This window comes from Amphritea atlantica, from assembly GCF_024347255.1.
Classification (GTDB): domain Bacteria; phylum Pseudomonadota; class Gammaproteobacteria; order Pseudomonadales; family Balneatricaceae; genus Amphritea; species Amphritea atlantica.
Genome location: NZ_AP025284.1, coordinates 3,868,691 through 3,895,394, shown reverse-complemented (window position 1 = coordinate 3,895,394; position 26,704 = coordinate 3,868,691). Strand labels below are relative to the sequence as shown.

The following is a 26,704-nucleotide window of genomic DNA, read 5'->3' as shown; positions in this document are numbered from 1 at the left end:
ATATGGCAGAGATCAGGGTTGTAGTGGGTTCCACTTATGGTAATGCCAGTCTGATTGCAGACGACTGCACCGAACAGCTAAATCAACTGGGGCACCGGGCAACATTATTGAATGAACCGAGCTATCAGCAGGTGGCCGAAAATCCGGATGTGATACTGATCTGCACAGCAACCATCGGTCAGGGGGAGATACCTGCAAACCTTCAGCCTCTCTATGATCAGCTGCGACAGCATCAGCCGGATTTCTCCGGTGTACGTTTTGGTCTGATTGCCCTGGGAGACAGTTCCTATGAGTCGTTTGCTGAAGGGGGAAAACAGATGAATGAACTGATGCACGATCTGGGGGCCAGGCCTGTCGGACAGGCACTGTTTATTGATAGCTGTGAAACGCCGGACGCCGATGAGGTCGCTGCCGAATGGATTGAGCGCTGGTCGGAAAAGCTCTGAAGGGAGGGGACTACAATCAATTAGGCCAGGACGTCTGCGGATTCCCCTCAGATTAATTACTGGAGCAAAAGGAGATCTCGACGAAAAAATCACCTGAATCGGTCGAAAATGGCACCACAATAATCGGGCCTTTAGAGGAGTGGTTGATATGGTGTGATTCGCCGCTGACAACTACAGGGGTCGCCATATTCAGGTCATACCCTTTCTGAGACAGTTGTGCCACTGCACCGCCAGCAGACATATTGGTCAACTCACCCACCATATCAGTGACGGTTTCATCGATCGTCGTCAGGGTTTCTCCCAACATCCGTTCAGTAATATCCAGAATCACAGACTGAGTAAAAGAGACCGCAAAAGAGCCTTTCGCATGGGGTCCGGCTAACCCCATAATCCCGGTTACATGTCCCTCTGCGCTGGTAGACTGTTTAAGATAGGCTTTTCCCGCTGTGCACTCTATATTGGCCATGGTCGACAGAACATTTACCATGGATTTTAAAAATGGGTTGACGTATGCAAACTTCATAACTCTTACCACCCTTTAAAAACAAGCTTATCGCCGAACTGATTGCTGAACCCTGTGTTTATGACTGGAATACGGGTGTTCAGACAAAAAATGGATCTGTTAGACGTAAAATCTAACAAATACAAAGCGCTGAGTCTGTTGTATATATGCCAAAATGGGAAGGTGTGAAAAGCAGACCGCTGCTTCGCCGCTAGCTAGTGGTTAGAACGTCGCTACGTGATTCGCTGGAAAAAACATAAAGTTATTTGTCGTGCTTCTTCCATATTGGCCAGGGGGCGAGTCCCCCCAGCGATCCACTTCTACCGTCCCTGTCTCCTGAATATGTTTGACCTATCCCGCTGAGGAAATGCGCTTCTTAAACCGTTTTCGGGGCTTATCTACAGCTTGGTTTTACGCTGATGAAAAAGGTTTGTGTTGCGTCGCGCTTATTTTGTAATAATTAAAGCGTCTTATATTTCAATCGGATAGAGTTTATTGTTGCTGTTTATGCTGCGGTGCAGCATAAAAGGCGTGACTTTGTTCTCGTGGTTGTATATAAATTATACAGTCTGTTTGTTTGTATTAAGCTAATAGAGCAGGCGATATCGATCAATCAAAATTTTAGCAAAGATAATAACCGAATATTGTTTGGGATATTCGGGTTCAGTTTTAAGCAGAGTCGGCTTCTTAATTTTTTGTTGCGCGATAATACAGCGCCGGAGGTAAACGATGAGCATACCTACCCGTATGGACTTAACTGAACTATTTGAAAGAACACAGTCACTGGCGGATAGCTACTATGAAATCCTGTCATCCTGCGATAGCGTTGATGAGATAGCGTCTCTCAACAGCTGGTATTTGAATGCCATCCATGGGCTTTGGATACTCACACCAATGACTGAGCAAGCGGCATAACACCTGGAACTCCTGTTATATTCCTGCCTGGCTTTAAGGTTTATCGTGTTTTATAGGGCAAGGATTGCTTCATAGCAGCTACTGGTTGAGTTTTATTCTCCAGCCCCCTGTCTCAATCTAAAACAGACTCGCCACCGAGCACACGAAGAACACAGAGTGAATCTGATGAGTTGCTCTTCTCCGTGTCCTCTGTGGTGAACGCTTTGCCTATGCTTTTTTGCGTCAGGCATTGAAGTTTTTCCAGTGGGGGCAGGCCGGACTTTACGCAACTAGCAAGCTGCGAAGCAGCGTTCTGGTGAGCCTTAGTGGATTGGGAGCAGTTGACCATATACGAGCCTTCGTGATCCACTACGGAGCTAAATAAGCACCGATTAAGGATCAACAGCCTTTGGGAAATAATAAGCATCCTGCTTCAATTGCGGCATTATGGATGGTCGGCACCCTGGTTTCATTTATGACAATGGCTATCGGGGGGCGTGAGCTATCAGACGAACTCAGCACCTTCCAGATCCTGTTCTTCCGCAGTGTTATCGGTCTGCTGGTGATCTCCTTTTTGTTAAACCGTAGTGGCTGGCAGCAGGTGCGTACGCCAGCGATATCGATACATTTTGTCAGGAATCTGGCCCATTACTGCGGCCAGTTTGGCTGGTTTTACGGGCTGGCCTTCATACCCCTTGCCGAGGTCTTCGCGATTGAGTTCACCGTGCCAGTGTGGACCGCCCTGCTGGCCGTGTTCCTTTTAGGCGAGAGATTAACCCTCCCCCGGATGACCGCTATTGGGCTGGGTATTGTGGGCATGCTGATCATTTTACGTCCAGGTTTGGAGGTAATGAAGCCCGCAGCTCTGGCGGTGTTGGGCGGTGCGATCTGTTACGCGATCTCCCATATAAAGACCAAAAAACTAGCCCATATAGACACTCCGCTATGCATCCTGTTTTACATGACGGTGATCCAACTGCCGCTAGGGCTGATCCCGGCCTTGTATGACTGGAAAACACCCTCCGTTGACGCCTGGCCATGGATCCTGATGGTCGGACTAACCGCCATGAGTGCCCATTACTGCTTAACCCGGGCGATGAAATTGATTGATGCAACGGTTGTTGTGTCGATGGATTTTTTAAGATTGCCCCTGATCGCCGCGGTGGGTTTTCTTTTTTACGGCGAACCGTTGGAGTGGGCTGTTTTAATAGGCGCGTTAGTGATGTTAATCGGCAACTACATCAGCAACCGGGCTGAAAAAAGGAGGTTGAATTAACGCTTTTTGTTGCTCGTTGCTCGCCGGACTTGTGAGGGCACGCCAAGAACACCGGGGTCACAGAGAAAGTCCCTCATTTACAGACCCACATCTTCCCGTTATTCACTGTGGATAACTCCCTCAAACTATTGGCTTTGATATACGACAGTACTGGAGTTGTTATATCTCAACTCTCCCAATTCAGAGGACCCCCTTTCCCTTGAGCAAGGTAAATATTGAACTAACGCTTTGATTTAACAGAATGTGGATACTATGATTGAGGCAAGTTTATGGCAGGGACGCAGCCTTTACAGGCACTATAATTCTTTAAAAAGCCTCTCTTAATTGTCGCTAACCTGCTGATATATAGAATGAATGTGAATTTTGGCTTATCGGATTCTCGGACTTATAGTGCCTGGGAGTTATAGTGCCAAACGGCACTATAATTAGCTGTTATGTTTCAGGGAGAGTTTCGTGCTAAAGAAGCTATTCGGGAAAAAAGAAAAACTCAAAGACAATGAGGTAAGAGTGGTTCTTCCAGAAGAAGAGTACGGTGTACTCGAGTGGAAATCGGATGGTCTGCCCTGTGTAGCTGTTTTTAACTCAGCCTTAAAAGACTTCGAGCCAAAAAAGATATTCAGCTGGCATTTGTCCGTGATTATTGACTTCGATGATCTAATTGAAAATGGAATGCCATCTCAAGAAGAAAGAGATATCGTTGATCCTTTCTGCGACAAGCTCGATGAGGAAATAAAAGCAGGTGGTAACGCTTTGTTTCTAATCCGTGAAACATGGAATAAAACACGCCGTCTCGTTTGGCGGGTTTATGATCCAGATATTGCTCACGAACATCTTCAATATATCGTAGATCACCATAGGCATCCTCGGCCCTTTGATTGGCACATGGAGCAAGATATGGAGTGGGAGCAAGCAAAATGGTACTTCGAGCAAATAAAAACATAACAAGCGCATGTTGTTCGCCCCTTCGGGGCTGGGACCTCCGTTACGCTGCGCTTCACTACGGCCCCAAATGCGGGCGTTAAAATTACAACCAGGTGCTGAGTTTGAAGCTAAAGAATCTACTAAAGCATAATTTTGTAATTGAATTCAGATCTCACCTAGAAACTGAGTTTGAAGACAAGCTGTTTGTTAGTGCATTAAGGAATTTTTGCTCATATCCAAATCCATTGAGGTTCAATAACTTTGCCTTCGCGATGCGTGAACTTCTAAGGCATGTTTTGAATCGGAAGGCTCCAGATGAAAGAGTAAGTAAATGTATATGGTTTAGTCCGACATTCGATGATCCTGAAAAAGCGAACCGTGGTCAAAAGCTAAAGTACTGTATGCAGGCTGGGCTTCAAGATCACATTCTGTCTGAGCATGTCAGAGATGGTATTAAAAACTATATTGCACAGTACCAAGACCATATTGAAACGCTAAACTTGTTCACGCATGTCGGCGAAGCAACTTTTGGGCTTGGTCCCCAAAAGGCGTATCAAAAATTAAAAGAGCTTATCATTACCTTTAATGAGGCAATGGAGATAATCCAATCAGGAAAAGAGGAAGTACTGTCATTTATTCCGGAGAAGCTTGCTGATTATGTAGAAAAAGAGCTGCTAGAGGAAATTCTGCAGTCTCTTGATGAGCTTTCTACACATACTTTTATTGATTACTTAGAATTTGATGGCTTTCAAGTGACAGCTATTGATGAGTCTTTTATATATATCCAGGGAGGGAGTACTGTATACGTCGATCTCCAATACGGCTCATCATCTGATCGACGCAAAGGCGATGGAGTAGCAATTAGCGATAGTTTTCCAGTTTATTTTCAGTGCAAAGCAAAAGCTAACAAACCTAAAGGAGCGTTTGTGATAAAAGAAAGCATTGTGGTTTCAGCTGAGTCATGGTGGAAATAAAATTTAACAAGGCCAAGCACAATCGTGCAATGCAAAAAAAGCATTGCACTGGACGGCCTACACTACGTTCCGGTCGCCTGTGTTGGCGGCGTTATAACGATAGGCGAATATGAAGAGTCCTAATAAATCTAAAAGTTCATTAGTGGTTGGTTTGACACCCGAAGGGTACAAAATACCTGACTTGAGAATGACGAAGCCTACGTTTCGTTTCGCAAAAGATAGTAGCGGTTCAATGTTGATTCAAGACATCGATACCGTCGAACTCAACCGTTCGAGAAAGATTAGTTACTTCGTTCCAAACAACATTGGCATGTTAATGAGCGTAAGCACTAAAGCTTCAAGTCGAGCAAAAGCAATTTTTGACCGGAAATTTAAAAGCAGTAGCTACGAATTGGATATTACTAAGCTAACCGGAAATAAAAAAGATGCGATAAGTGCTATTTCCCAAGACGTTTACGACTACATTGAAGAAATTCAATCTGCAATCGTCTTTGCTTATACTGCTTTAGAAGCATTTGCTAATCTTAGTATTCCTCATGGGCACATTTACCAAGCTAAGAAAAACTCGAAAGGTATTATAGAGTCATACGATAAAGTAGCCATTGAGCGGTGGCTTAGTTTAAAAACTAAGATTAAATACATTCTTCCTGAGTTGTACGAAACTAAGGCTGTAGAAAAGCAAAAATGGTGGGGACATTTTGTTACTCTTGAAGAGTACAGAAATGAGATAATCCACCAGAAATCTATCGATGCAACTGAGTTTTATAAAGCATATTTCAAAGACTCTATTTTTAATATTATCAACTGCATAGAGCCCGTAATATCATTTTTCTACGTAGCTCATCAGGCTAATGGTAAAACTAATGAAGTGTGGCCTTGGTTAAAAGACCATGTTGATATTCCATCGGTAGAGTTTCAGCAAAATCAATTTGAAGTTACTGGGAATGTTCATCAAGGCTTCAAGTAAACCGTTATAACAAGCGCTTTAAACGGAACAAAAACAGTTGGCTACGTTTCGCTGCGCTACACAGTTTAGCCAACAATTTTTGTCCACTTAAGCGAGCGTTAAATTGCAAGGAAAGATATGAGTCAAACTGAAGCTCTTGCTCTTTGGGGCGCGATTACAGGAACTATCGGAACTGTCGCAGGTTTACTTGGTTTATGGCTTCGGTTTAGGCAGCACGGCTTGGACAAGCCAAAACTAAAATGCGAGTCTTCATTTGGCTATGACGGCCCTAATTCTCCAAAGCATAAAATTACAGTTAGGGCGGTGGGAAGAAGGCCGGTGTCAATTGATAGTATTAAGTATTTCATTACCCCAAGAAATTGGAAACAAAGAGCCACTAGATACTGGCAGCATAAATTTGGGCGATGGTTATGGAGTCAAGAGCCTCAGAGAAAAGTGAAATTGAGTGAGGGTGAAAAAGAAGAATTCCGCATTTCATTACCTGACGGTCTTTCTATAACTGAGATATACAAAGTTCAGTTAATAGATCAAACCGGAAAGTCTTGGCCTGTTAAATGGCTATCTCAAAGAAGGCTCCAGAAAGTTGCGACTCAGGAAACTATAGATGAATACTCCAAAGAGAATGAAACGCGAGTTGTTGGTGCCACGGGATACCGTGTTGGTGAAAAATTCTATTTAGCCACAACATTTAATACTAAGCCGGGTCGTACCGGCAAGACTTGTGGGAGAGGTTTTTGGTTCCTTGATATAAATAAGTACAGAGAAAAGCTGCTAGATATCAGTGAAAATCAGTCTGAGAAATTTTTGTCAGGCGAGGTAGAGGAAATCTTGTAGTAATGCAATTTAACAAACAGCTGCAGCGGATCAATTTACGCTGCGCTTCAATTGCCCGCTGATCTGGGCGTTAGCGATACAGATAGATTCGGATTAATCGATGAAATGTAAAGCACTTGAGCCACCGTTATCGAAAGATGAGGATATCGAGATTGTCTATATAGAATTCGATATAGAAACTCTCATAGTTACAGTTCTCATCGATGGAGATAAAATCGACATTTCATTCGATTCTCCTGCGGGATATCGAGTATTAGATGAAGGAGATCTTTTAGAATTCTGGCCAAATTGCTCATCGTCCAACGGTTGGTTCTATGAGATCCACAGTGGCGGGTGGCTTGACCAAGAGAGAGATAGAGAAGGATTTGCATCTGCTGCCAAAACAGGCTCTAAAGAGTACTTCATCATTGGCTGCAACTACTGCATAAACGTATTAGCCTGGGAGGCTCCAAGTGTCTGCCAAAGTATTCGCTAACAAGGCCATTAAATTCGCTCCCTTCGGTCGCCGGACGCTCGCAAGCTCGCGCCGTTTATGGCAGCGTTATGCGTGAAAAGGAAATTGGCATGGTGCGTTTGTTAATGTTTACTCTATGGGTTTTTAGTTACCCAGCATTTGCGGACTCTGATAGTCAAATCTGCCTTAATGCAATCAAGGAAAACCCAAAACAAGTTCACTTGAACAATTATTGTTTAAGTGCGGCCAATGATGAAAATCCCAACATCCAATATGCAGTAGGCATGTCATTTGGATATGCCGGAAATAGTGAAAAAGAACTCTATTATTATAACTTGGCCGCCAAAGGTTCGTTTGCACCAGCTTACTTGGCGCTTGGGCATGTATTGCGCTCTTCACCATACAACGATGAAGAAAATGCAATTAAGTGGTATGAAAAATATGCGAACACCAAGCAGTCCGGCTATGGGTACTCAGCAATTTTACTCAGTAAGCTCTATGCAAAGCATGGAAATGACACAAAATCTCAATATTGGCTGTCTGTGTGTAAGGAGTCAGACTATAGTGGCTGCGGAAACTAAACGCATAACCAAGCGCTCCACCCGACCAAAAACCGCTGAGCGGTTTTCGTCGTGTGAGCTTGGTCGTTAGGCCTTAAAGGAGAGCATGTTGGATTCTGGTTATGTATACATTCTGATTAATGAATCTATGCCTGGTTTAATAAAAATTGGCCGAACAAAAAGGGATAGTAGGAGTAGAGCGCGAGAGCTGTTCAAAACCGGTGTCCCCACTCCTTTCCAAGTAGCTTTTGAGGTATTTTGTGACGACTATGAAGGTGTTGAAAAGAAAATTCATGATGAAATTTCAGACTTTAGAGTAAATAGTAGCCGTGAATTTTTTAAGTACCCCATTGATAAGGCTATTCGTTTATTACAAAAGAGCGGGAATGCGTCAGAAGAAGACCGGTTTTCAGCAATTGAAATCCTGGAAAGATTACAATCCAAGTACACAAAGTGGTTAAAAACGGATATTGTTTCTGTGCGTATCGTTCAACCAAAAGAAAGGGTTTGGCTTGAGATTACGCAAGAGAAGCAGATTGCTGGATATCTTGTTGATCAAACAATCAAACGTACAGATCTTGGTTTTATTGCCGAAGATTATGATGATAAATATTTCTCGCCAGCAGATGATATATCCATAAACGCCGAAAAATTTGTAGATGAATTTGGACCTTATTCAATAATGATGACTACTGATCTATTTCACGAAGAGGGTTGTAGTGAAGTTAATGAACGATTTAACACGCATCGGGCCTAATAAATAAGGATAGGCCGCGCGCAGCCGCGGCTTTATCCGGTTGTTGAACAAGCCCTGTCATCACACTGTGCTTATTTATGGGAATAGTGTTGCGAGGTTATGACGGAACCCAGAGAGACCGGGTTTAGCTCCTTTTTCAAGCACGAACGAAAGCCCTGCACCGACCGACCCGTTCGTGGGATTGACCACCAAATTGAAAAAGGGGACAGATTTATTTTCTTGCCTCATACTTAACGTCTAGATATCTGGTTAAACCGGCGAAGTGGTCGGAAAAGTTACACGTGGTCAGGGATGAAGGAGATGTTAAGATATTTTGGAATCCAGCCCATGCGAGTGAGTAAAAGGTTGTTAGCCGTGGACTGGTACTGAGGGTCTGTGTTCTACACGGGCAAGGATATTATTGAAGAGCCGGATGCGGTAGTTCCGCACGTCCGGATCTGTGTGGGGTCGCCTCGGTAACGGGGCGCTCTATCACGACTGCACTAAGGATGGAAAATGAGTAAGAGTGAATGGATTTGGGTGGCAATTAGAATATTTGGAATCTACTTGCTGGTACTAGCAATAATATCGATCCCTGAAGCAATTGGTGCTGTCTATGCGCATTTTCATCTTGCAGATGCTGCTGGTAGATCGTCCGATTTTGCTTCAATGGCGGACTCACTACGAAAGGCCGCGGTTTCCAAAGGCATTACTGCGTTATCCCAGCTTATCCTATTTTCCGTAGCTGCTTACTACTTTATATGCCGTGGAAAGCTAATTCATAATGTTGCATCCCGAGAGAATGCATAATAAATAAGGATAGGCTGGGAACACGTTTAACAGCGCACCAACTAGCGGCGTTAAATTCATGAAAAGTATCGTTTATCTACTTTGGCATAGTTACGAGTCGGACTTGAATGAAGATGAAAAATTCATTGGTGCCTATGCTTCCGAGGAAGATGCACTGCTTGCTATAGAGCGTTTAAAGGACCAGCCGGGATTTTGTTATTATCCGGATGGCTTTGATATTTCTGAATGCAAATTAGGCCAGGATAATTGGGAAAGTGGATTTGCCATTATGACTGTTATTTACGTCCGTGATGGTAAAAAATTTTCCTGTGTTACCGCAGCTAAACACCCTGATAATATCTATGAAATATGTTCTGTAGATGAGGGAGTTAGCCTTGAATTCAAAGTGGGAGATTTTGTTAAATGCAAAGAGTTCACTCTTAAACCTGGCGTTACAGATCTTTTAGCCATTGAGAAAACCTGAAATGATTTATAACAAGCTTGTGAATAATCGCCCTTCGGGCTGGACCGCTAAATGTGCTGCTTCACAGCAATACGGCCTATTACAAAGGTGTTATTTTAAGGCCACGTACCTAAACCTACACCCGGCAACCATGCTTTTTCTAGCAAGTCACGAAGTGACGTCTAGCGACTAGCGAGCTGCGAAGCAGCGTTCTGTTTTTTTCTAAGCGGCGCAGCCGCGTTCTAGCCACTGGCCGCTTCGAAACTAGGGCTTAGCAGACCCTAATTATTTCAATAAAAACCCCCGCTCTTGAAGAAAAGACAACATATGCGGCCGCGCTTCTTTAACCAGCATGCCGGACATCTGTTCGCTCCAGGTCATCTCTTTATTGCCGCCGGTACGGGTTTGGTAGTATTCGCGTACGGATTTATCGTATTCGGCGATGGTTTCCTTATCGCCACTGTCACTATAGCTGTCCTGTTTCAGGACGACTTCCACCGGCAGACGGGGTTTAACTTCCGGGTTCTGATCCGGATATCCGAGACAGAGACCGAAGACTGGGTAGACCAGTTCAGGTAGCTCCAGCAGTTCTGAGACCCGGGCGATCTGGTTGCGGATGCCGCCGATATAGACAATGCCTAAGCCGAGTGATTCAGCGGCGACGGTCAGGTTCTGGGCGAACAGGGCGACATCGACCGTGGCGGTAATAAACTGTTCCGTGAAGCCTGAGTTGATCTCGGCGTCGTTCATTTCGCAGGCGAGTTTGTTGCGTTGCATATCCGCACAGAATACCAGGAATACAGGCGCCTCAGCGACATAAGCCTGGCCTCCGGCACATTCCGCCAGTTGGTTGCGCTTGTCCTGATCATTCACCTGAATTACCGTGCATGCCTGAATAAAGCTGGAGGTTGCAGCGGCTTGCCCCGCCTGTACCAGGGTGTTGAGGGTTTCCTGTGGAATAGGCTGATCGGTGAATTTGCGGATTGATCGGTGACTGTTGAGTAACTCTATAACGGGGTTCATCGGTTATTCCATCTGGGTATCTGTGGTGAAAGTATGCCGGAAGGTGAGATTGATCCGCCCCTCCAGCTGTTTGCTGGTTTTAGGCACGCTGTGATGCCAGAAATGCTGTAACTGACCTGCCATTATCAGCAGAGAGCCACTGTTGAGCAAGAGCTCTTGCTGAGAGATGCTTTTGTCAAACCGGTGGCGCAGCAGAAAACGGCGGCTCTGACCGAGACTCAGGGAGGCGATCACCGGATTGCTGCCCAGCTCCGGTTCATCATCACTGTGCCATCCCATGCTGTCCTGTCCGCCACGGTAATAGTTGATCAGCACGCTGTTAAAGCTGTGTTTAGCGGCGGCTTCTACGCGCTGTTTGAGCGCATGGATCAGTGGGTGCCAGGGTTCGGTTTGCAGGCTCAGACCTGAGTAACGATAGAGGATGCCCGGGTCTCCCTGAAAACACTGCAGGCGGGGAATATTCACCATCCGGCCAAACATTCTGATCCGGGCCTGCTGCCAGTTCAGTTGCTGTTCAAGTGAATCGAACAGCGTGCGGGCTTCGTTTTCGGCAATAAACCCCGGGTCCAGCGTTAACTCCCCCTGAGGTATAGGGATCTCTGTCATCCCTCCAGTAGTTCCCGGGTTGCGGCGGCGATAGCAGGGGCGATCTCAATCTGACTGCTGGGATGGGGGATGCAGCGACTGGTGATGACCTCCGCGACCGCTTCTAGCTGCGGGTAGGCATCGGCAGCGAAAATACCGTGCACGGCGATACAGGTGGCTCTGGGCATCCCGGCATGTTGCAGATGGGCAATGGTTTCCAGCATGGTCCGGCCACTGGAGATAATATCATCGACCAGCACCGGGGTATGCTCACGCCAGCGCTCGACTTCGGGCAGTGTTACTTCAACATCGTAGTCGCCCCGGCGGATCTTGTTCAGCACCTGAAAGGGGGCACCCGCCAGCTCAGCTACGCTGGACACCCACTGCTCGCTTTCGCTGTCAGGCCCGATCAGCAGTGGTTTGCGGATATTATTCCTGATCCAGTCGGCAATCAGTGGGGCGGCGTGAACCACCCGTGACGGGATGCTGTATATCTCATCCAGGGAGTCGTAACGGTGCAGATGGGGATCGACAGTGACCATAAAGTCGACGCTTTCAGAGATCAGTCTGGCAAACGGGCGTGAGCTGACGCACTCACCGTCATGAAACTGCTTATCCTGCCGCATATAGGCCAGATAGGGGGTAATTAAACCAATCTTCAGGGCGCCCATCTGGCGCAGGGTATAGCTGAGCAGCAGAAGCCTGAGTATCTTGTTATCCGGCTGGTAGAGGTTGCAAAAGATCACCACGTTACGGTCTTTGCAGTCGGTTAGCACCCGCAGATAGGTCTCATCATCGGGAAAGCGACGCAGTTCTGTTTCGCCTTTCTGGGCATCCAGTTGATTGAGGAGCTGAGCCTCCAGTTGTGGGTCAGATTCCAGATTAATCAGTAGGGTTTTCATCAGTGTTCTCCTCTGCTGATCCCTCATCCGTGTTCAGGCAGATAATGTCGGGGTGGCTTTCCAGATAGTCGACCGCGTAGTTGAGCTCGCCGGAGCTTTCCGCATGGATGGTTAGCAGGGGTTCATGGGGATAAACCTGTTGCCCCAGTTTGACATGGATCTCTAAGCCGGCGGTTGGATCGATCGGCGCTCCGGCCAGTTTGGCAACCTGTGCCAGGCGACGGTTATCAACCCGGGTTACGGTTCCCTTTCTGTCAGCCATCAGTTTGAACAGGTAAGGGGCTTCATCGGGCTGCTTCATACCGCCCTGAGCGTTACAGATTGCGCAGAATTTTTCCCACGCCAGACCGCTTTCCAGAATGGTGGTCGCTTTTTCTATGCCCCCGCCGGGTGCAACAACTCCGGCCATTTCAAGCATCGTGCCGGACATCGTCAGGGCTCTTTGTTTGAGGTCCTGCGGGGCATCGGTGTCGTTCTGCAATACTGCCAGTACATCCTTGGCCTCAAGAGCTGGCCCGATACCGTTGCCTACTGGTTGGCTGCCATCGGTAAAGAGTATCTGAATCTTAATCCCCAGTTGTTCACCGACTTTCTGGAACGAGGCGGCCAGTTTATCGGCAGCCTTCTGCGAACGCACTTTAGCGGTGGGGCCCACGGGAATATCGATCAGCACATGGGTGGCACCTGCGGCTATTTTTTTCGATAGTACTGACGCGATCAGTTGTCCTTCACTGTCGATATCCAGCGCTCGTTCAACCTGAATCAGAATATCATCAGAGGGACTCAGCCGCACTGAGCCTCCCCAGGCCAGACAGGCACCTTCCTGTTTCACGACCTGTTTCATCTGCTCCAGTGTCAGACTGACTTCGGTCATCGTTTCCATGGTGTCAGCAGTGCCGGCGGGGGAGGTGATCGCCCGGGATGATGTTTTTGGCATCGTCAGGCCACTGGCGGCCAGAATGGCTACCACGATGGGCGTGGTACGGTTGCCGGGCAATCCACCCACACAGTGTTTGTCGATCACCATCGGCTGCCCCCAGTCGATGCGGCTGCCTGAGTCTATCATCGCCTGGGTCAGGGCGATGATCTCAGCATCATTGAGCTTATCGTCGCCGCAAGCGGTGATAAAGGCGGCGATATGCACATCGGCATAGCGGCCATCAACGATATCGTTAATGATCTCCTGAAACTGTTGTTTGCTGAGAGAGTGGCCATACACCTTTGCCCGTACATGGGACAGAGACTGCACCGGGCGGGGGTGAGTCAACCAGACGTTGTCATCAGTATTCAGTTGTAATCTCAGCCAGGCCGATTCGGAAAAACCGATCTGCCCCCGGCGTAACATCTCGCCGGTTATGATATTGAGGGTGGCTATAATCTTGCAATGTTCAGTATGCACCAGCACCCGCGACAGGGCAGAGAACCCTTCTGAGCGGCATACGGGGCTGTCAGCCCTGAGATAGATTATCGGTTCCTGTCGGGTATCAATACCCAGTCTGCGGGCCTGAAGTGTTGTGGCTCGTTCGGGGGTGGAGATCATCTTTGCTTTGCTCCCTGTCCGGATCTGAGTCCTGTTGTGACTAAATCCGGTCGCCAGATTAAATGGTCTTTTGATCTGTTTATAGCAGACAACAGGATGGGCTGTACATGACAGAGCTACTTATTCCGGTGGTTTCACTGGTTGTTAACGAGACAGGTGGCGTGAGTCCGGATAGCTGATAGAATGTCGCTCACTTTAAAAACTGACAGAAAAGTAGGACACGATGGAACGCAGATTCAGACTGATACTGGCTTGCCCTGATCGATTGGGTATTGTGGCGATGGTAAGTAATTTTATCTCCAGTCATGGCGGTTCTATAGCCGATGCTAACCAGCACTCTGACAGTTCTACTGGCTGGTTTTTCATGCGAGTTGAAATTGTTACTGCGTCTGGAAGCTTTGATCGCGAGCAACTGATTGAGCAGTTCACACCGATCGCTCAGTCATTCAAAATGCAGTGGGAGATTACCGATTCATCGGTGCCCAAGAAAGTTATACTGATGGCCAGTCGTGATTCTCACTGCCTGGCAGACCTGCTGTACCGCTACCATGAAGGCGAGCTGGATTGTGAGATCCCCTGTGTGATTTCCAACCATGATGATCTGCGTAGCATGGTCGAGTGGCACGGTATCCCATACCACCATGTGCCGGTCGATAAAGAGGATAAGCAACCCCACTTTGACCGGGTGCATCAGTTGATAGTCGAGCATGAGGCCGACACGGTTGTTCTGGCTCGCTATATGCAAATTCTGCCCAGCACGGTATGTGAGCTGTATCGTCACCGGATTATCAATATTCATCACAGTTTTTTACCCTCTTTTGCCGGCGCAAAACCCTACCACCAGGCTCACGAGCGCGGTGTTAAGCTGATTGGGGCAACCTGTCACTATGTGACTGAGGAGCTGGATGCCGGACCGATCATTGATCAGGATGTGGTACGTGTCAGCCATCGTGATCAGCCACAGGAGATGGTGAGACTGGGTAAAGATGTGGAGAAAACCGTGCTGTCACGGGGCTTGCGCTGGCATCTTGATGATCGGGTATTGGTGCATGGGAATAAGACGGTGGTGTTTAACTGACCACTGTACTCATTCTGGGGCTGGTGAGCGATATTCGCCTAATTGATAGATCTCGGACAGTGTTTTGTTACTGACAGCTGGGCTAAGATAAAGCCGATCAATGAGTTAGTAATAAAACTTTACAATAAAGCGCCGGCAGGACCGGCCGATAGATTACTGATTGTCCGCCTGGAGGATACTTGATGTTGCGATCTGTTAAAGCCAGCGATTATATGGCTGAAAAGCTGATTACATTTACGCCGGAAACTGATCTGTTTGAAGCGATAAATCTGCTGCTGAAATACCGGATTACCGGAGCCCCGGTGATTGGTAAAAATGGTGAGTTGGTTGGATTGCTGTCCGAGGCTGACTGTCTTAAAGCGATTCTGACTCTGACCTACCACGAAGAGGAGATGGGCGGAAAGGTGGGCGATTACATGTCACCGGAGGTGTACACGATCTCCCATGACGCCGACATCATCTCGGTGGCCGAAGAGTTTATTATTAATAAAAGACGTCGCTTGCCGGTGATAAAAAATGGTAAACTGATCGGCCAGATCAGTCGCCGTGATGTGCTGCGTGCGGTTGAGCAGTTTGCTCAGGACGGCTGATCTCAGTTGTAGACCGTCTTTCCGCTGCGCTGGGTATCCATTGCGGATGGGGATCCCTTCTGCACTGGCTTGGCCAGTCTGATACATGGGTAGGTTAAGCCTGACCGGGCTTATTTAACGGCTTTCCTGTAGCGCCGGGATGACAGCCTGTTTTTCTTTTTACTTTCTGCGTTTGATGTATGGAATCATTATGAGCTTCCGCTTTCCGGAAAAACCCGTACTGTTTTATCCTTCGCTGGCACGTACGGCAGGCTCTGATGAGGCGATCCTTCTGGCGATATACCACGATTATATACAGATGCATGGGTTGCCGGACAAATCCGGGCTTCCGTCTGCTGTGCTAAGCCGCACAGAGTGGTTGTCACTTGCCGGTTTCTGGGATGAAGAGAAGCTGGCGATGGTCACCAGCAGCCTGGTATCCCAGGGCTATATTCAGGCTTCCTTTGGTCACGGCCGGGCGATTAAGCTGGTGTTGCAGACCCCGATAGATCAGCACTCTGCAGCCTCATCGTCTCCAGTGTTCCCCGATGAGCCGCCTGCACCACCGGTGACGGTGCAGGAACTACCTGTGGTTGAACAGCCGCCGGAACGCAGTGAGATCAGTCGCCGGGTACATCAGGCTCAGATTCGCCGGCCGGGACCTGCACCCACCTTTGGTGGCAGTATCGGCTGGTCGAAAAGCCGTCAGGTGACCCCCAGTCGTGAGACTACGGCTGAGAATGACTTTGCCAGTCGGCTGAATGAGATCGAACAAAAAAACCAGAAACTGCATACTATGTTTCTGGGCTGGCGACCCTCGCAGATGTTGCTGGATATGTTGCCCCGGCATAGCATCCCGCAACCCTTTGCGGAAGGGCTGCTGGATGAATTTATACTTTACTGGCTGGATAAAGATCGTAAAGAATCCAACTGGGATCAGAAATTCCTTGCCTGGGTTAAGCGGGAATGGGTTAATCAACAAACACGTGATGCCCGCAAACAGCGGGCAGAAGAAGCAAATAAAGGTGTAAACCATGAAAACACCCGCCCAGATAATCGGGAAAAGCGCCAGCGGGTTACCGCAGCCATCATGGACATCAAGGACACCGACTGGTGACGCCGAAGCGGCTGCTGAATCCGTAGCCATCAGCAACGAAACCAAAACTCTGATCAATATGCTATTCGCCCGTTTTATGGCGATCTATGGGCATAAATTTAAAAGCTGCTTCGAAACTCAGGACGAGATCCGTATCGCGAAGCGCGAATGGGCGCTGAGTATGCAGGGGTATAGCGAAGCCGAACTGGTGTCGGCGATTAATCGTTGTAAAGAGACCCTGGCGTGGATGCCCACCATCTCAGAATTTATCACCATCCTTAATGAGCAGAGCGGCGATTTTGGTCTGCCTCCGGCGAAGATCGCCTATGAGGAGGTGTGCCGTTATGCCGATCATCCGACCCAGCATGAGTGGACTCATGTGGCGCTTTATCATGCAGGAAAAGCGACCGGCTGGTTCCGCCTCAGATCTGAAGAGGAGGATCGGGTATTTCCCGATTTTCGCTATAACTATCAGGTGATCTGTCGCCGGGTGCGGGCAGGGGAGGATCTCTCCATCGAGGTGCCTGTTGCGCTGGAAGATAAGAGTGACAACACCCTGGTTGAGTTTATTCAGCGCTGGGGTGAACAGCAGCAGCTGAGCCCTGAACAGGCCAGCACTCTGCTGTTTTATCTGACCAAACCCGCCGGCAGCGATATCCGCGAACGCTTCCGTCAGGCCAGCCAGCAACGGGCTGAAAGCTGGGGGCTGAGTGTTAAGTTGCCGGATGATTATCAGTAAATCACGGACGAGTATTGCTGTCAGACCGGGATAACCGGTTCAGTCTCAGATCAGTCAGCCGTCCGTCGCGGTTGTTCCGTGGATAAAGTATTGGTTACGTCCCTTCGCTTTGGCTTCATACATCGCCTGATCGGCGTAGCGGAGAAGCTGGCTCTTTTTGTTGTGGTAGCGGGGATATAGGCAGACACCAATGCTGGCCGAAACGCAGATAGTTTCGCCGATGGGCAGGGTGAAGGGCTGGGCGATCGAAGTTAGTATCCTGTCCAGGGCGTGTTGCAGATCCACTTCAGAAGTCAGTTGTGTCAGCGTCAGGGCAAACTCATCACCTCCCATCCGGGCCGCAGTATCTCCGGCGCGAATGCAATCTTTTAAGCGGTTCGCGGCTTCGATCAGGAGCAGGTCTCCAGCCCGGTGACCATAGTTGTCATTAACCGGTTTAAAAGAATCGAGATCAAGAAAACAGACCGCAACTGAGGTCTTATCACGATCGGCGACAGCCAGTGTCTGGTTTAGCCGGTCTGCGAACAGAACCCGGTTGGGTAACTCTGTCAGGGCATCATAATAGGCCAGATGCTCGATCTCTTTAAAATGTTGTAGCTGGGCGGTGATATCTGAATGCAGACCAATATAACAATCAACCTTACCCTCCTCATCGGTGAGGACGCTGATGCAGGTCCGACAGGCAAAAATTGAACCGTCCTTGCGGCGATTCCAGATATCCCCCTGCCAGTATCGGTTGTCATTTAATGAATCCCACAATGACTGGAAAAATGAGGCATCATGATGACCCGACTTCAGAAAGTTCGGCGTTCGTCCAATGATCTCATCTCGGGAATAGCCTGACAGCTGACAGAATGCCTGATTCACCTCGATAATCTTGCCTTTGCTATCAGTGATCATCACACCTTCGCTGATATTCTGGAAAACACTGGCGGCAATTTTTAACTCTTCCTGCGCTTTATGTTGAGCAGTGACATCTCTGCTGATACCGAAAAGACCGACAACATCAACACGATTTTCATCAAATACGGGCCATTTACTGGTGCTGACCCAGCCTTTTTCGCCCTGTTCGTCGTAGTAGGGGTCGACCCGGTTGAGTAGCGCAACGCCCTCTCTGAAGATAGGCTGTTCTTCCTCGTAATAGATTTTTGCGGTGTCCGGCGGAAAGACTTCCAGGTCGTGCTTACCTACCATATCTTGCCAGTGGCTGTGGCCGGTGATGTCGGCAAGTGTTTGACTGCAGAATTGAAAGCGGCTGTTCCGGTCTTTGAAATAGACAAAATCGGAGGTGTTGTCCAGCAGCGTAATAAAGTTACGGTTTAATTCTTTCAGCTCCTTTTCTGCCGCACGACGTTCGGTGATGTCATGAATAATAGAATAGAGTAACTGTTTGTCATCGATCTTTAGCTGCCCGGAATGGACCTCCACATCGCGCAGGCTGCCATCAGCCAGTTTATGAATAAAAAAGAAGTGATCCCGTTTCTGAGTTGCAGCCTTGTGCATTTCAGCTTTGATCTCAATATCTGAGAGCTGGTTGATCGCGTTGATGTTAAGGGCTGTTAGTTGCTGATGGAGGTAGCCGTAATAGTCGCAGGCTGACTGGTTGGCATCAACAATTACACCGTCGACAGGGTCAATTAAAAGCATTGGAATTTTCGAGTTGCTGAATAGAACCCGATAGCGATTATCCGCCTCTTTTTTGTTGTTCTGCTTCTGTGCTTTGGTTGTTTTTATGACCACACAACATACCTTCATTAGACCTGGAGATGCACGTCTGACCAGACAGCAGATTTAGCTTTATTGTGTTAAATGTTTAAATAATATTCAACCGCAGAGTTTCCGGAAGGTGTGATTGAGTTCTGGAAACACAGCGGTAGCCGAGATTGGCGCGGCAATTTTCAGCCGTTATCGCTAGTCGGCTAACCGAGGTTCTGGTTAAATGGCTGATTCAGGTCGTTTTAAAGCTGTTTTTAGCAGAGCTGCCTTCAGCACTTAACGCGGTAAATTTTTCAGGACCTTCGGACATGGAAACAGTCAGAGAGATCGCGGCAACCATCCTCTTCGTTATGGGTATTGTATTACTCGTATCTGTTGCGGTTGACCCCTTTAGTTGGTTTACACTGGTTGCGGCGGTGATCTGTCTGTATCTGGCTTTTTTGATATGGCCTGGTCAGTCGCGCGGCCAACGGGAGCCTGGTCACCCATTGCTTGATATGCTGGAATTTATTATAGAGCTTCCATTTGATATTTTTGTCTGGTTATTCAGAGGGTTGAAGACTCTGTTTCAGGGGAAGAATGGCGGTATCGATATTGATATTGGTCTGTGAATAATCGCAGGAAATATGCATCAGTCTGCACCTCAAATGTGCAGCGAATCAAACATAATTATTATTTATCTAATAAAAAGGAATTACCGTGATGTTCAGCCATATAATGCTCGGCGCAAATGATATTGAAAAATCCAGGTTGTTTTATGATGCGATACTCGGTGTGCTTGGTCATAAGCCAGGGGTGTTTGATGATAAAGGCCGTTGTTTTTACCTCAGTGACAGTGGCGTTTTTGCCCTGACCAAACCGATCAATGGTGAAGCTGCAACCCATGGCAACGGCATGACCATCGGCTTCGTTGCCAGCTCGCCTGAGTTGGTTGATGCCTGGCACGCCGCGGGCGTGGCCGCCGGAGGCCAGACCTGTGAAGAGCCTCCGGGTGTCAGAAGCAGTGGCGGCAGGCAGTTGTATCTGGCTTATTTACGCGATCCGTCCGGCAATAAAATCTGTGCAACGCATTATATGTCGGTGGCTTAAGCCGTGCTTGTCTCCACTGAATAGCACTGTTTGTTGCGCTGGGGTATCGGGTGATATGAACCGCTATGGGCTTGCAGTCGTGTTCATCTTAGCTGCGCTGGGTGTTGTTCCTGCCTATGCCGGGTCTGTAGAACAGGCCCGGGTGGCAGATGTCCAGATGTCAGAAGCTCAGACGAATACGGTTTTGCAGAGCCGGGTCAGGTTTGTTAACTCATCGACCCACAACGTCTATGGGCACTACAACGCGGGCAGTGATAAAGGTACGGTGGGTGTGCTTACGGCGGGTAGCAGCGTTGTCCTGGATGCGGTTGCATTTTCCCCAAAGGTCGCCGTTCAGGTTGAGTTCCGTTGTGATAAGGCGGACCAGTTTAGCTGCGCTAATGGCAGGGTGGATCTCACCGGTTTATACCCCCGTGGTGATTATCACAGTGTGACGACCGTGTTCACGTTCGTCAGAATGGGGGAGATCAGCTTAAGCTTTGAGGTTTCCGACACCGATGATGATCCTGCTGCTCATCGACAGATAATGATTGGCAATATCAGCAGCCAATGAAAAGATAAGTCGTCAATTTTACGTTTTTCAGCACGCACCGGGGTTGCCCTCCGGAGCGCTGCGAACGGTTTTCTTACAGGAAACCATCGCCAAACATCCCGCCAATCGCCCGGCTGAGGGCTTCGCTACGATCCGCTGCACGAAACTGCTGCAGTGTGAGTGCACGCAGTGTGGGGATAAACATCAGGTCGGCCATGACCCGGTTAAAGCACGCCTGGCCGGCATCGTTGACGGCCAGGGTTTCAAGAAACTGCTGCAGCAGTTCAGGGTATTGCAGGCTGGCCCAGCATCGGCTGGCAAGGGCTGCAATGACTTCGGCCTGGGTACCATAAGGACTCTGCAATACCCGGGTCAGCACCGCGATTTTCTGCTCATCTTCAGGGCATTGGGAGATCGCCCGCAGCAGCGCACCGATCTGATTGGCGGAAACCTTCCCTTCGCTAACACTGTTTTCCAGTCGCAGGCGGATCGCTTCGCTGAGTGGTGCACTGGGCTGAATATGTTCGATAAAAGTACAGCAGGCTTCCAGAGGCGTATCCGGCAACTGGCCGAATATCTCCGCCAGTTTGTCTTCATTGTTGCCCTGCTGATGGCGAATGACATAGTCAGCGATGCCCTGATAACCCAGACTGTCCCAGTGGTTCAGGTCGGCTTTTCCATGAAAGTACTGCTTTGCCCCATCATAAAAGCTGGATGCGGGCTGCCGGGTTGTCAGGGTGGCGGTGGCATGGAACGCTGCCATCTTCTCCTGATCCGGGGTAAAGCTGAAGGGGTTGTCTTTGAGGGCATCCCGGTATTCGGTGGCATCGGTTGGCTGGTCCAGCGGGCCTTTTCCCATACTATTCGTCAGGTTCTGCAGCAGCCTGTTAAGAAAATCATCCCGCGCCGCCTGTACCATAAATCCCTGCTCATCTAATGGCAGTTTGAGAAACCAGACAACATTCTCGCTGGCCTGCTTAGGGTTCCACATCAGAATAGCGATCCAGGCCTGATGCAGAAAGGGTTTAGGGAAGGGGATCTGTCCCAGCTCGACTTTGCGGAAGGTGTCAGGAGAAAGCTTACTGATGCAACGGCCCATATCAAAGATGCGGAACTGGGCTTCAGTTTGCTGGATAAAGTCGGTCAGTGTGTCAAAGTGTGCCATCGGGATGCCTGGTCGGGTAAAAACGGAGGCTATTTTAGCAGTGCGGGGCAGTCAGATACAGCGATGCTGGAATCACGCCGTCCCCTGATCCAAGTGACACATCATCTTGAGCGCTAAAGTGCTGTAGCTTAACGGTTATTTTTTATATGATCGGATGACGGGTAAGTGTTTCCTGTTCAGCATTATCGGGCGATACAGTACGTAACGTAGCCGGTGTTACGAATAGGGGCTGTTAGTTATAAGGGAGCACAATTGAGTAATGTTGTTATCGCCCTTGGGCGTTCCATGGCCGGAAGTTTACGGGATCTGCTACCGATCGTTCTGGTGATCGCGTTCTTTCAGCTGGTGGTGTTGCAGCAGCCAGTGCCGGATCTGGTGGGTCTTCTGACCGGCCTGTTGTGTGTCGTAGCGGGCCTGACCTTTTTCATCTACGGTCTGGAGATGGGCCTATTCCCCATTGGCCAGGTACTGGCTAACGCGTTCGCCCGAAAAGGCAGTCTGTTCTGGTTGCTGGTGTTCTCGTTCTCGTTGGGATTCGGTACCACTGTGGCCGAACCCGCGCTGATCGCTGTTGCCGCCGAAGCGGCCAGCGTTGCCGCAGAGGGGGGGATGATTGAATCCACTGATTCGGCCAGATCCGGTTACGCCTCAGGGTTACGCTATACCGTGGCGTTTTCGGTTGGTCTGGCGATTGTGGTGGGGGTTATCCGGATTCTGAAGGGCTGGCCGATCCACTACATGATCGCTATTGGTTATGTGCTGGTGGTGATCATGACCGGCTTTGCTCCCCGTGAAATTATTGGCATAGCGTACGATTCGGGCGGTGTGACCACTTCGACGATTACGGTTCCTCTGGTGACTGCATTAGGTGTTGGGCTGGCTTCAGCGATCGAGGGGCGTAACCCGATGATCGATGGCTTTGGTCTGATCGCGTTTGCCTCCCTGACACCGATGATCTTCGTCATGGCATATGGAATGGTGGTCTGATGGAGACCCTGAGCCAGCTGTTGTCAATCTTGCTGTCCACCATCAGGGATGTGTTGCCGATTATCGCTATTGTCTTTGGCTTTCAACTGCTGGTGATTCGCCGCCCCATCCCCCACCTGAAACGGGTACTGTTCGGTTTTATCTATGTGATCGTGGGGTTAGCGCTGTTTTTACTGGGTCTGGATAAAGCACTGTTTCCCATCGGTGAGCTGATGGCGCAACAGCTTACCGATCCGGCGTTTATCCGCGGCACGGTGGCGACCACCGGAGAGGCCCTGCACTGGTCCGATTATTACTGGGTGTATATTTTTGCTTTTGCCATCGGTGCCAGTACGACCATTGCCGAACCTTCGCTGATTGCGGTGGCGATCAAAGCCAATGAGGTATCGGGTGGTGCAATCGGGGTGTGGGGGCTGCGTCTTGCGGTCGCCCTGGGGGTTGCTATCGGTATCAGCCTGGGGACCTGGCGGATTGTCACCGGTTATCCGATCCACTGGTTTATTATCAGCGGTTATATTGTTGTCGTCATTCAGACGTTTTTTGCGCCCAAGCTCATTGTCCCACTGGCCTATGACTCCGGTGGGGTGACCACCTCAACCGTGACTGTGCCGCTGGTGGCAGCGCTGGGACTGGGGCTGGCCAGTACTGTCCCCGGGCGCAGCGCTTTGATTGATGGTTTTGGTTTGATTGCATTTGCCAGCCTGTTTCCGATGATAACGGTGATGGGCTATGCGCAGATAACAGAAATTGTTGCCCGCCGCGACAGGCGTCGCCGGGAACGTGCAAAGATGGTTAAACAGGAATAGGACGGGGCTATGCACTTCAAGCTGTTAGTAGTATTTGTTGAAGACTCCAAAACCGATCAGGTGATGAAGGCTGCCCGTGAGGCGGGTGCAACGGGTGCCACGGTGATTAATAACGCCCGCGGTGAAGGGGTGACTAAGACGAAGACCTTTTTTGGTCTGTCGCTGGAAACCCAGCGGGATGTGTTGCTGTTCATTGTTGAGGAGCATCTGAGCCGGAAAATACTGGAAACTATTTCCGAAGTGGCTGATTTTGACGATAAACCCGGCCAGGGCATCGCGATTCAGCTGGATGTGGAGGATGCTGTGGGTGTGGCCCACCAGATTCAAACCCTGACAAATGTCGTCGAGGATGAGCTATGAGAGAGCGCAAAGTAATCCGGGTGCAGGATGTGATGACCAATGATTTTGCCATGGTCGATGGCCTGATCACTATTAAAGCTGCCATTGAGGTATACAAAGCCAGGCAGGTGACGGCGCTGTTGGTGAATAAGCGCCACGAAGATGATGAGTACGGTATTCTGCTGCTTTCCGATATTGCCAAGAAGGTTCTGGCGCAGGATAGAGCGCCGGAACGGATCAATGTCTATGAGGTGATGACCAAGCCGGTCATCGGTGTCGATCCGCAGATGGATGTACGTTACTGCGCCCGCTTGTTTGATAATTTCGGCCTTGCGATGGCACCGGTACTGAAGAGTGGTGAAGTGGTGGGTGTGGTTGGTTATAACCAGATCGTACTGGATGGTCTGCTAACCGACTGACTCTGCGGCTGGTGAAAGCCGCGCCGCCGGTAATACCAACCGCTAGTGACGGGCGGTGAGAAGCTGATCGAGTGCAGTGAAGTAGTCGATCAGCTTACTGCTTTTTATACCGCTGGCGCCCACGGCTTCTGCCGCCATTGGTGTCATATCACTGCTCTGGGGAAGTGACTGTTGCCGGGCCATCATCTGCCGCAAGCGTGGCACCATGATCCACTGCACCCACTGCCAGAAACTCAGGGTATCGATGCAGAACGGTTGCTGGCTTTGCAGTGCTGATGCTGCTGGCGGTGTCGCGGACCAGAGTGACCAGGCCCGCATCTCCGCTTCTATCCTGACTAACAGTTGCTCCAGTTCTGCATATTGCTGCATTAACGCTGGCGAGCCTGCTTCAGGGTATCGGCAATCAGGAACGCCAGTTCCAGCGCCTGATCGGCGTTCAGACGAGGATCACAATGGGTGTGATAACGGTCAGCCAGACCCTCTTCAGTAATCTGGTAAGCGCCGCCGACACACTCCGTCACATTCTGACCGGTCATCTCAAAGTGTACCCCGCCTGCATAGGTGCCTTCGGCGCGATGTACTTCAAAGAAGCCCTTCATCTCTTTCAGAATGCTGTTGACGCTACGGGTCTTGTAGCCACTGCTGGCTTTGATGGTATTACCGTGCATCGGGTCTGAACTCCAGACCACCTCACGTCCCTCTGCTTTCACCCTGCGCACCAGTTCAGGCAGGATCTCGGTGATATTGTCAGCCCCCATACGGCTGATCAGGGTCAGCCGGCCTGGCTGATTATCCGGGTTGAGGGCATCGATCAGTCTGATCAGCTCATCCGGTTTCATGCTTGGGCCCACTTTGACTCCGACCGGGTTTTCAACCCCACGCAGGAACTCGATATGCGCACCGTCCAGCTGCCGGGTCCGGTCGCCGATCCAGAGCATATGTGCAGAACAGTCATACCAGCGATTGGTCAGACTGTCCTGACGGGTGAGTGCCTGTTCATAATTGAGCAGCAGCGCCTCGTGGGAGGTGTAAACCGTGGTTTCCCTCAGTTGAGGAACACTATCGCTGCTAATACCGCAGGCTTCCATAAAGGCCAGGGTATCGTCGATCTGATCAGCCAGATGCTGATACTTTTCGCCCAATGGGCTCTGTTGCACAAAGCCCTGATTCCACTGATGAACCTTATGCAGATCGGCAAAACCGCCCTGCGCAAAGGCGCGCATCAGGTTGAGTGTCGAAGTAGCCTGATGGTAAGCGCGGATCAGTCGCTGAGGGTCTGGTTGACGAGCCGCAGCTTCAAAGGAGATGTCGTTAATGATATCTCCACGGTAACTGGGCAGCTCAACGCCATCAATCACTTCAGTGCCCGCGGAGCGGGGTTTGGCATACTGACCGGCGATGCGGGCAACCTTAACCACCGGGCAACTACCGGCAAAGGTCATCACGACCGCCATCTGTAGCAATACTTTGAAGGTGTCACGGATATTGGTGGCACTGAACTCGGCAAAGCTTTCAGCGCAATCTCCACCCTGCAACAGGAAGGCTTTGCCTGCTGTCACGTCAGCCAGCTGTTGATGCAATGAGCGTACTTCACCGGCAAACACCAGTGGTGGCATCTTGGCCAGTTCTGTTTCTACCTGACGGACCGCTTCGCTATCCGGGTATTCAGGTTGCTGTAGAATAGGGTTGTTTTTCCAGCTGTCTGGAGACCAGTTTTCCATCAATACATACCGAGTTGAAAGGAGGCTATTTTTAGAGCTTCAATAAAAAAGGGGGATAGTTTAACGTTGTTCGCCGGTTCAGGTAAGGCCTGTCGGTTGAAATAGCCGTTATTCGTCGCTGTGGCCGGGATATCTGGCGTAATAGTGTTTAATATAGGCTCTGGAAAAGTCCTATAAGAATAACCGGGTTGATAGTGATCTTATGTCAGAACAGGATAAGCAAAACGGATTGAAGGTGCGCACTGAGGTCATGGGTGAAACATTTGTCGCCCGTGCCCAGGCCAATACAACAGAGCTGACCGCTCCCTTACAGGAGTGGATTAATGAACATGCCTGGGGGTCAACCTGGCAGAGGGATGGCCTGCCACGTTCAACCCGCAGCCTGGTGACCATTGCGATGCTGGCGGCACTGAAAGCGCCCGCTGAACTGAAAGGCCATGTACGTGGTGCGCTGAATAATGGCTGTACCCCGCAGGAGATTCAGGAGGTGTTGCTGCACTCTGTTGTTTATTGTGGTGCACCAGCCGCTCAGGAGGCGTTCCGGGCTGCCCAGGAGGTGCTGGATGAGTGGCAGGGCTGATC

The 26,704-nt window shown here is 49.4% G+C and carries 33 protein-coding genes; 24 read left to right on the top strand and 9 right to left on the bottom strand.

The genetic code is table 11. The features are described from left to right. Positions 1-2: 2 nt before the first annotated feature. Complete coding sequence (locus OCU43_RS18035) at positions 3-446, top strand: flavodoxin domain-containing protein (protein WP_091357571.1); 444 nt, start codon at positions 3-5, stop codon at positions 444-446. A gap of 52 nt (positions 447-498) precedes the next feature. Here OCU43_RS18035 and OCU43_RS18030 read toward each other — a convergent pair whose 3' ends face one another. Then, positions 499-969, bottom strand: a complete 471-nt coding sequence (locus tag OCU43_RS18030; protein WP_091357568.1) for a chemotaxis protein CheX — start codon at positions 967-969, stop codon at positions 499-501. Between the two features lie 708 nt (positions 970-1,677). Between OCU43_RS18030 and OCU43_RS18025 the strand changes: the two genes are divergently transcribed. The 11 genes from OCU43_RS18025 to OCU43_RS17975 all read left to right on the top strand — a co-directional run bounded on the left by OCU43_RS18025 (position 1,678) and on the right by OCU43_RS17975 (position 9,837). Further along, on the top strand, positions 1,678-1,863 hold the full coding sequence (locus OCU43_RS18025) for a hypothetical protein (protein WP_091357565.1): 186 nt from the start codon (positions 1,678-1,680) through the stop codon (positions 1,861-1,863). Positions 1,864-2,251: 388 nt separating this feature from the next. Continuing rightward, positions 2,252-3,118: a DMT family transporter gene (locus OCU43_RS18020; protein ID WP_175483506.1), complete on the top strand. Its 867-nt coding sequence runs from the start codon at positions 2,252-2,254 to the stop codon at positions 3,116-3,118. 453 nt (positions 3,119-3,571) lie between these two features. After that, positions 3,572-4,060: a DUF695 domain-containing protein gene (locus OCU43_RS18015; protein WP_091357558.1), complete on the top strand. Its 489-nt coding sequence runs from the start codon at positions 3,572-3,574 to the stop codon at positions 4,058-4,060. A 101-nt stretch (positions 4,061-4,161) separates the two neighbouring features. Further along, positions 4,162-5,013, top strand: coding sequence for a pPIWI-associating nuclease domain-containing protein (locus OCU43_RS18010; RefSeq protein WP_091357555.1), 852 nt, complete (start codon positions 4,162-4,164; stop codon positions 5,011-5,013). A gap of 109 nt (positions 5,014-5,122) precedes the next feature. After that, positions 5,123-5,980 (top strand): hypothetical protein, encoded by an 858-nt coding sequence (locus OCU43_RS18005; protein ID WP_139203181.1) that lies wholly within the window; start codon positions 5,123-5,125, stop codon positions 5,978-5,980. A gap of 117 nt (positions 5,981-6,097) precedes the next feature. Next, entirely contained in the window at positions 6,098-6,814 is a 717-nt protein-coding gene (locus OCU43_RS18000) for a hypothetical protein (RefSeq protein ID WP_091357551.1), read from the top strand. A 100-nt stretch (positions 6,815-6,914) separates the two neighbouring features. After that, positions 6,915-7,289 carry a hypothetical protein gene (locus OCU43_RS17995; protein WP_091357549.1) on the top strand — a complete coding sequence of 125 codons (375 nt, stop codon included), beginning with the start codon at positions 6,915-6,917 and terminating at the stop codon, positions 7,287-7,289. Positions 7,290-7,357: 68 nt separating this feature from the next. Then, entirely contained in the window at positions 7,358-7,849 is a 492-nt protein-coding gene (locus tag OCU43_RS17990) for a hypothetical protein (protein WP_139203180.1), read from the top strand. Positions 7,850-7,934: 85 nt separating this feature from the next. Further along, a complete protein-coding gene (locus tag OCU43_RS17985; RefSeq protein WP_217647423.1) occupies positions 7,935-8,585 on the top strand; it encodes a GIY-YIG nuclease family protein in 651 nt (216 codons plus the stop codon). 495 nt (positions 8,586-9,080) lie between these two features. Beyond that, positions 9,081-9,374 (top strand): hypothetical protein, encoded by a 294-nt coding sequence (locus tag OCU43_RS17980; RefSeq protein ID WP_091357543.1) that lies wholly within the window; start codon positions 9,081-9,083, stop codon positions 9,372-9,374. Positions 9,375-9,432: 58 nt separating this feature from the next. Further along, the gene (locus OCU43_RS17975; protein ID WP_091357541.1) at positions 9,433-9,837 is read left to right on the top strand and encodes a DUF7336 domain-containing protein; all 405 of its coding nucleotides are present in this window, start codon (positions 9,433-9,435) and stop codon (positions 9,835-9,837) included. Between the two features lie 264 nt (positions 9,838-10,101). Here OCU43_RS17975 and nfsA read toward each other — a convergent pair whose 3' ends face one another. The 4 genes from nfsA to OCU43_RS17955 are packed head-to-tail and all read right to left on the bottom strand — an operon-like array spanning position 10,102 to position 13,866. Beyond that, positions 10,102-10,839 carry an oxygen-insensitive NADPH nitroreductase gene (gene nfsA / locus OCU43_RS17970; protein ID WP_091357539.1) on the bottom strand — a complete coding sequence of 246 codons (738 nt, stop codon included), beginning with the start codon at positions 10,837-10,839 and terminating at the stop codon, positions 10,102-10,104. A 3-nt stretch (positions 10,840-10,842) separates the two neighbouring features. Beyond that, complete coding sequence (locus tag OCU43_RS17965; RefSeq protein ID WP_091357536.1) at positions 10,843-11,445, bottom strand: alpha-ketoglutarate-dependent dioxygenase AlkB family protein; 603 nt, start codon at positions 11,443-11,445, stop codon at positions 10,843-10,845. Then, on the bottom strand, positions 11,442-12,326 hold the full coding sequence (locus OCU43_RS17960) for a ribose-phosphate diphosphokinase (protein WP_091357535.1): 885 nt from the start codon (positions 12,324-12,326) through the stop codon (positions 11,442-11,444). Before OCU43_RS17960 ends, OCU43_RS17965 begins: the two co-directional genes overlap by 4 nt. Beyond that, entirely contained in the window at positions 12,307-13,866 is a 1,560-nt protein-coding gene (locus OCU43_RS17955) for a thymidine phosphorylase family protein (RefSeq protein WP_091357532.1), read from the bottom strand. Before OCU43_RS17955 ends, OCU43_RS17960 begins: the two co-directional genes overlap by 20 nt. A gap of 223 nt (positions 13,867-14,089) precedes the next feature. Between OCU43_RS17955 and purU the strand changes: the two genes are divergently transcribed. The 4 genes from purU (at position 14,090) to OCU43_RS17935 (ending at position 17,348) form a co-directional block, all read left to right on the top strand. Continuing rightward, positions 14,090-14,944 carry a formyltetrahydrofolate deformylase gene (gene purU / locus OCU43_RS17950; protein ID WP_091357529.1) on the top strand — a complete coding sequence of 285 codons (855 nt, stop codon included), beginning with the start codon at positions 14,090-14,092 and terminating at the stop codon, positions 14,942-14,944. Between the two features lie 182 nt (positions 14,945-15,126). Then, on the top strand, positions 15,127-15,534 hold the full coding sequence (locus OCU43_RS17945; RefSeq protein WP_091357527.1) for a CBS domain-containing protein: 408 nt from the start codon (positions 15,127-15,129) through the stop codon (positions 15,532-15,534). A 190-nt stretch (positions 15,535-15,724) separates the two neighbouring features. Continuing rightward, positions 15,725-16,630 (top strand): DnaT-like ssDNA-binding domain-containing protein, encoded by a 906-nt coding sequence (locus OCU43_RS17940; RefSeq protein ID WP_091357525.1) that lies wholly within the window; start codon positions 15,725-15,727, stop codon positions 16,628-16,630. After that, positions 16,548-17,348 carry a replication protein P gene (locus OCU43_RS17935; protein ID WP_245756554.1) on the top strand — a complete coding sequence of 267 codons (801 nt, stop codon included), beginning with the start codon at positions 16,548-16,550 and terminating at the stop codon, positions 17,346-17,348. Before OCU43_RS17940 ends, OCU43_RS17935 begins: the two co-directional genes overlap by 83 nt. A gap of 54 nt (positions 17,349-17,402) precedes the next feature. Here OCU43_RS17935 and OCU43_RS17930 read toward each other — a convergent pair whose 3' ends face one another. Continuing rightward, positions 17,403-19,088, bottom strand: coding sequence for a sensor domain-containing protein (locus tag OCU43_RS17930; RefSeq protein WP_175483505.1), 1,686 nt, complete (start codon positions 19,086-19,088; stop codon positions 17,403-17,405). A 284-nt stretch (positions 19,089-19,372) separates the two neighbouring features. On the opposite strand from OCU43_RS17930, the gene OCU43_RS17925 reads away from it, so the two are divergent. The 3 genes from OCU43_RS17925 to OCU43_RS17915 all read left to right on the top strand — a co-directional run bounded on the left by OCU43_RS17925 (position 19,373) and on the right by OCU43_RS17915 (position 20,706). After that, positions 19,373-19,675: a hypothetical protein gene (locus tag OCU43_RS17925; RefSeq protein WP_139203179.1), complete on the top strand. Its 303-nt coding sequence runs from the start codon at positions 19,373-19,375 to the stop codon at positions 19,673-19,675. 91 nt (positions 19,676-19,766) lie between these two features. Then, positions 19,767-20,153, top strand: a complete 387-nt coding sequence (locus tag OCU43_RS17920; RefSeq protein WP_091357516.1) for a VOC family protein — start codon at positions 19,767-19,769, stop codon at positions 20,151-20,153. A 55-nt stretch (positions 20,154-20,208) separates the two neighbouring features. Beyond that, positions 20,209-20,706 carry a hypothetical protein gene (locus OCU43_RS17915; protein ID WP_091357514.1) on the top strand — a complete coding sequence of 166 codons (498 nt, stop codon included), beginning with the start codon at positions 20,209-20,211 and terminating at the stop codon, positions 20,704-20,706. Positions 20,707-20,779: 73 nt separating this feature from the next. Here OCU43_RS17915 and OCU43_RS17910 read toward each other — a convergent pair whose 3' ends face one another. Next, positions 20,780-21,850, bottom strand: a complete 1,071-nt coding sequence (locus OCU43_RS17910; protein WP_091357512.1) for a DUF3549 family protein — start codon at positions 21,848-21,850, stop codon at positions 20,780-20,782. Positions 21,851-22,135: 285 nt separating this feature from the next. Between OCU43_RS17910 and OCU43_RS17905 the strand changes: the two genes are divergently transcribed. Genes OCU43_RS17905 through OCU43_RS17890 form a run of 4 tightly spaced genes read left to right on the top strand, consistent with a single transcriptional unit; the run spans position 22,136 to position 24,401 of the window. Next, positions 22,136-22,837, top strand: a complete 702-nt coding sequence (locus tag OCU43_RS17905) for a DUF1538 domain-containing protein (RefSeq protein ID WP_091357905.1) — start codon at positions 22,136-22,138, stop codon at positions 22,835-22,837. Then, positions 22,837-23,643, top strand: coding sequence for a DUF1538 domain-containing protein (locus OCU43_RS17900; RefSeq protein ID WP_091357510.1), 807 nt, complete (start codon positions 22,837-22,839; stop codon positions 23,641-23,643). The genes OCU43_RS17905 and OCU43_RS17900 overlap by 1 nt, the downstream gene beginning before the upstream one ends. A 9-nt stretch (positions 23,644-23,652) precedes the next feature. Further along, positions 23,653-24,003 carry a P-II family nitrogen regulator gene (locus tag OCU43_RS17895; RefSeq protein WP_091357507.1) on the top strand — a complete coding sequence of 117 codons (351 nt, stop codon included), beginning with the start codon at positions 23,653-23,655 and terminating at the stop codon, positions 24,001-24,003. Next, entirely contained in the window at positions 24,000-24,401 is a 402-nt protein-coding gene (locus OCU43_RS17890) for a CBS domain-containing protein (protein ID WP_091357503.1), read from the top strand. The genes OCU43_RS17895 and OCU43_RS17890 overlap by 4 nt, the downstream gene beginning before the upstream one ends. Before the next feature lie 42 nt (positions 24,402-24,443). Here OCU43_RS17890 and OCU43_RS17885 read toward each other — a convergent pair whose 3' ends face one another. Then, positions 24,444-24,770, bottom strand: a complete 327-nt coding sequence (locus OCU43_RS17885) for a YqcC family protein (RefSeq protein WP_091357500.1) — start codon at positions 24,768-24,770, stop codon at positions 24,444-24,446. Then, on the bottom strand, positions 24,770-26,122 hold the full coding sequence (locus OCU43_RS17880) for a class II 3-deoxy-7-phosphoheptulonate synthase (protein WP_091357498.1): 1,353 nt from the start codon (positions 26,120-26,122) through the stop codon (positions 24,770-24,772). Before OCU43_RS17880 ends, OCU43_RS17885 begins: the two co-directional genes overlap by 1 nt. 202 nt (positions 26,123-26,324) lie before the next feature. On the opposite strand from OCU43_RS17880, the gene OCU43_RS17875 reads away from it, so the two are divergent. Further along, positions 26,325-26,702: a carboxymuconolactone decarboxylase family protein gene (locus OCU43_RS17875; protein WP_091357495.1), complete on the top strand. Its 378-nt coding sequence runs from the start codon at positions 26,325-26,327 to the stop codon at positions 26,700-26,702. Positions 26,703-26,704: the final 2 nt, after the last annotated feature.

What these genes read in the sequence shown, in the direction of transcription:
- OCU43_RS18035 (WP_091357571.1), top strand. Translation starts at nt 3, where the DNA reads ATGGCAGAGATCAGGGTTGTAGTGGGTTCCACTTATGGTAATGCCAGT.
- OCU43_RS18030 (WP_091357568.1), bottom strand. Translation starts at nt 969, where the DNA reads ATGAAGTTTGCATACGTCAACCCATTTTTAAAATCCATGGTAAATGTT.
- OCU43_RS18025 (WP_091357565.1), top strand. Translation starts at nt 1,678, where the DNA reads ATGAGCATACCTACCCGTATGGACTTAACTGAACTATTTGAAAGAACA.
- OCU43_RS18005 (WP_139203181.1), top strand. Translation starts at nt 5,123, where the DNA reads ATGAAGAGTCCTAATAAATCTAAAAGTTCATTAGTGGTTGGTTTGACA.
- OCU43_RS18000 (WP_091357551.1), top strand. Translation starts at nt 6,098, where the DNA reads ATGAGTCAAACTGAAGCTCTTGCTCTTTGGGGCGCGATTACAGGAACT.
- OCU43_RS17995 (WP_091357549.1), top strand. Translation starts at nt 6,915, where the DNA reads ATGAAATGTAAAGCACTTGAGCCACCGTTATCGAAAGATGAGGATATC.
- OCU43_RS17990 (WP_139203180.1), top strand. Translation starts at nt 7,358, where the DNA reads ATGCGTGAAAAGGAAATTGGCATGGTGCGTTTGTTAATGTTTACTCTA.
- OCU43_RS17985 (WP_217647423.1), top strand. Translation starts at nt 7,935, where the DNA reads ATGTTGGATTCTGGTTATGTATACATTCTGATTAATGAATCTATGCCT.
- OCU43_RS17980 (WP_091357543.1), top strand. Translation starts at nt 9,081, where the DNA reads ATGAGTAAGAGTGAATGGATTTGGGTGGCAATTAGAATATTTGGAATC.
- OCU43_RS17975 (WP_091357541.1), top strand. Translation starts at nt 9,433, where the DNA reads ATGAAAAGTATCGTTTATCTACTTTGGCATAGTTACGAGTCGGACTTG.
- nfsA (WP_091357539.1), bottom strand. Translation starts at nt 10,839, where the DNA reads ATGAACCCCGTTATAGAGTTACTCAACAGTCACCGATCAATCCGCAAA.
- OCU43_RS17965 (WP_091357536.1), bottom strand. Translation starts at nt 11,445, where the DNA reads ATGACAGAGATCCCTATACCTCAGGGGGAGTTAACGCTGGACCCGGGG.
- OCU43_RS17960 (WP_091357535.1), bottom strand. Translation starts at nt 12,326, where the DNA reads ATGAAAACCCTACTGATTAATCTGGAATCTGACCCACAACTGGAGGCT.
- OCU43_RS17955 (WP_091357532.1), bottom strand. Translation starts at nt 13,866, where the DNA reads ATGATCTCCACCCCCGAACGAGCCACAACACTTCAGGCCCGCAGACTG.
- purU (WP_091357529.1), top strand. Translation starts at nt 14,090, where the DNA reads ATGGAACGCAGATTCAGACTGATACTGGCTTGCCCTGATCGATTGGGT.
- OCU43_RS17945 (WP_091357527.1), top strand. Translation starts at nt 15,127, where the DNA reads ATGTTGCGATCTGTTAAAGCCAGCGATTATATGGCTGAAAAGCTGATT.
- OCU43_RS17940 (WP_091357525.1), top strand. Translation starts at nt 15,725, where the DNA reads ATGAGCTTCCGCTTTCCGGAAAAACCCGTACTGTTTTATCCTTCGCTG.
- OCU43_RS17935 (WP_245756554.1), top strand. Translation starts at nt 16,548, where the DNA reads ATGAAAACACCCGCCCAGATAATCGGGAAAAGCGCCAGCGGGTTACCG.
- OCU43_RS17925 (WP_139203179.1), top strand. Translation starts at nt 19,373, where the DNA reads ATGGAAACAGTCAGAGAGATCGCGGCAACCATCCTCTTCGTTATGGGT.
- OCU43_RS17920 (WP_091357516.1), top strand. Translation starts at nt 19,767, where the DNA reads ATGTTCAGCCATATAATGCTCGGCGCAAATGATATTGAAAAATCCAGG.
- OCU43_RS17915 (WP_091357514.1), top strand. Translation starts at nt 20,209, where the DNA reads ATGAACCGCTATGGGCTTGCAGTCGTGTTCATCTTAGCTGCGCTGGGT.
- OCU43_RS17910 (WP_091357512.1), bottom strand. Translation starts at nt 21,850, where the DNA reads ATGGCACACTTTGACACACTGACCGACTTTATCCAGCAAACTGAAGCC.
- OCU43_RS17905 (WP_091357905.1), top strand. Translation starts at nt 22,136, where the DNA reads ATGGCCGGAAGTTTACGGGATCTGCTACCGATCGTTCTGGTGATCGCG.
- OCU43_RS17900 (WP_091357510.1), top strand. Translation starts at nt 22,837, where the DNA reads ATGGAGACCCTGAGCCAGCTGTTGTCAATCTTGCTGTCCACCATCAGG.
- OCU43_RS17895 (WP_091357507.1), top strand. Translation starts at nt 23,653, where the DNA reads ATGCACTTCAAGCTGTTAGTAGTATTTGTTGAAGACTCCAAAACCGAT.
- OCU43_RS17890 (WP_091357503.1), top strand. Translation starts at nt 24,000, where the DNA reads ATGAGAGAGCGCAAAGTAATCCGGGTGCAGGATGTGATGACCAATGAT.
- OCU43_RS17885 (WP_091357500.1), bottom strand. Translation starts at nt 24,770, where the DNA reads ATGCAGCAATATGCAGAACTGGAGCAACTGTTAGTCAGGATAGAAGCG.
- OCU43_RS17880 (WP_091357498.1), bottom strand. Translation starts at nt 26,122, where the DNA reads ATGGAAAACTGGTCTCCAGACAGCTGGAAAAACAACCCTATTCTACAG.
- OCU43_RS17875 (WP_091357495.1), top strand. Translation starts at nt 26,325, where the DNA reads ATGTCAGAACAGGATAAGCAAAACGGATTGAAGGTGCGCACTGAGGTC.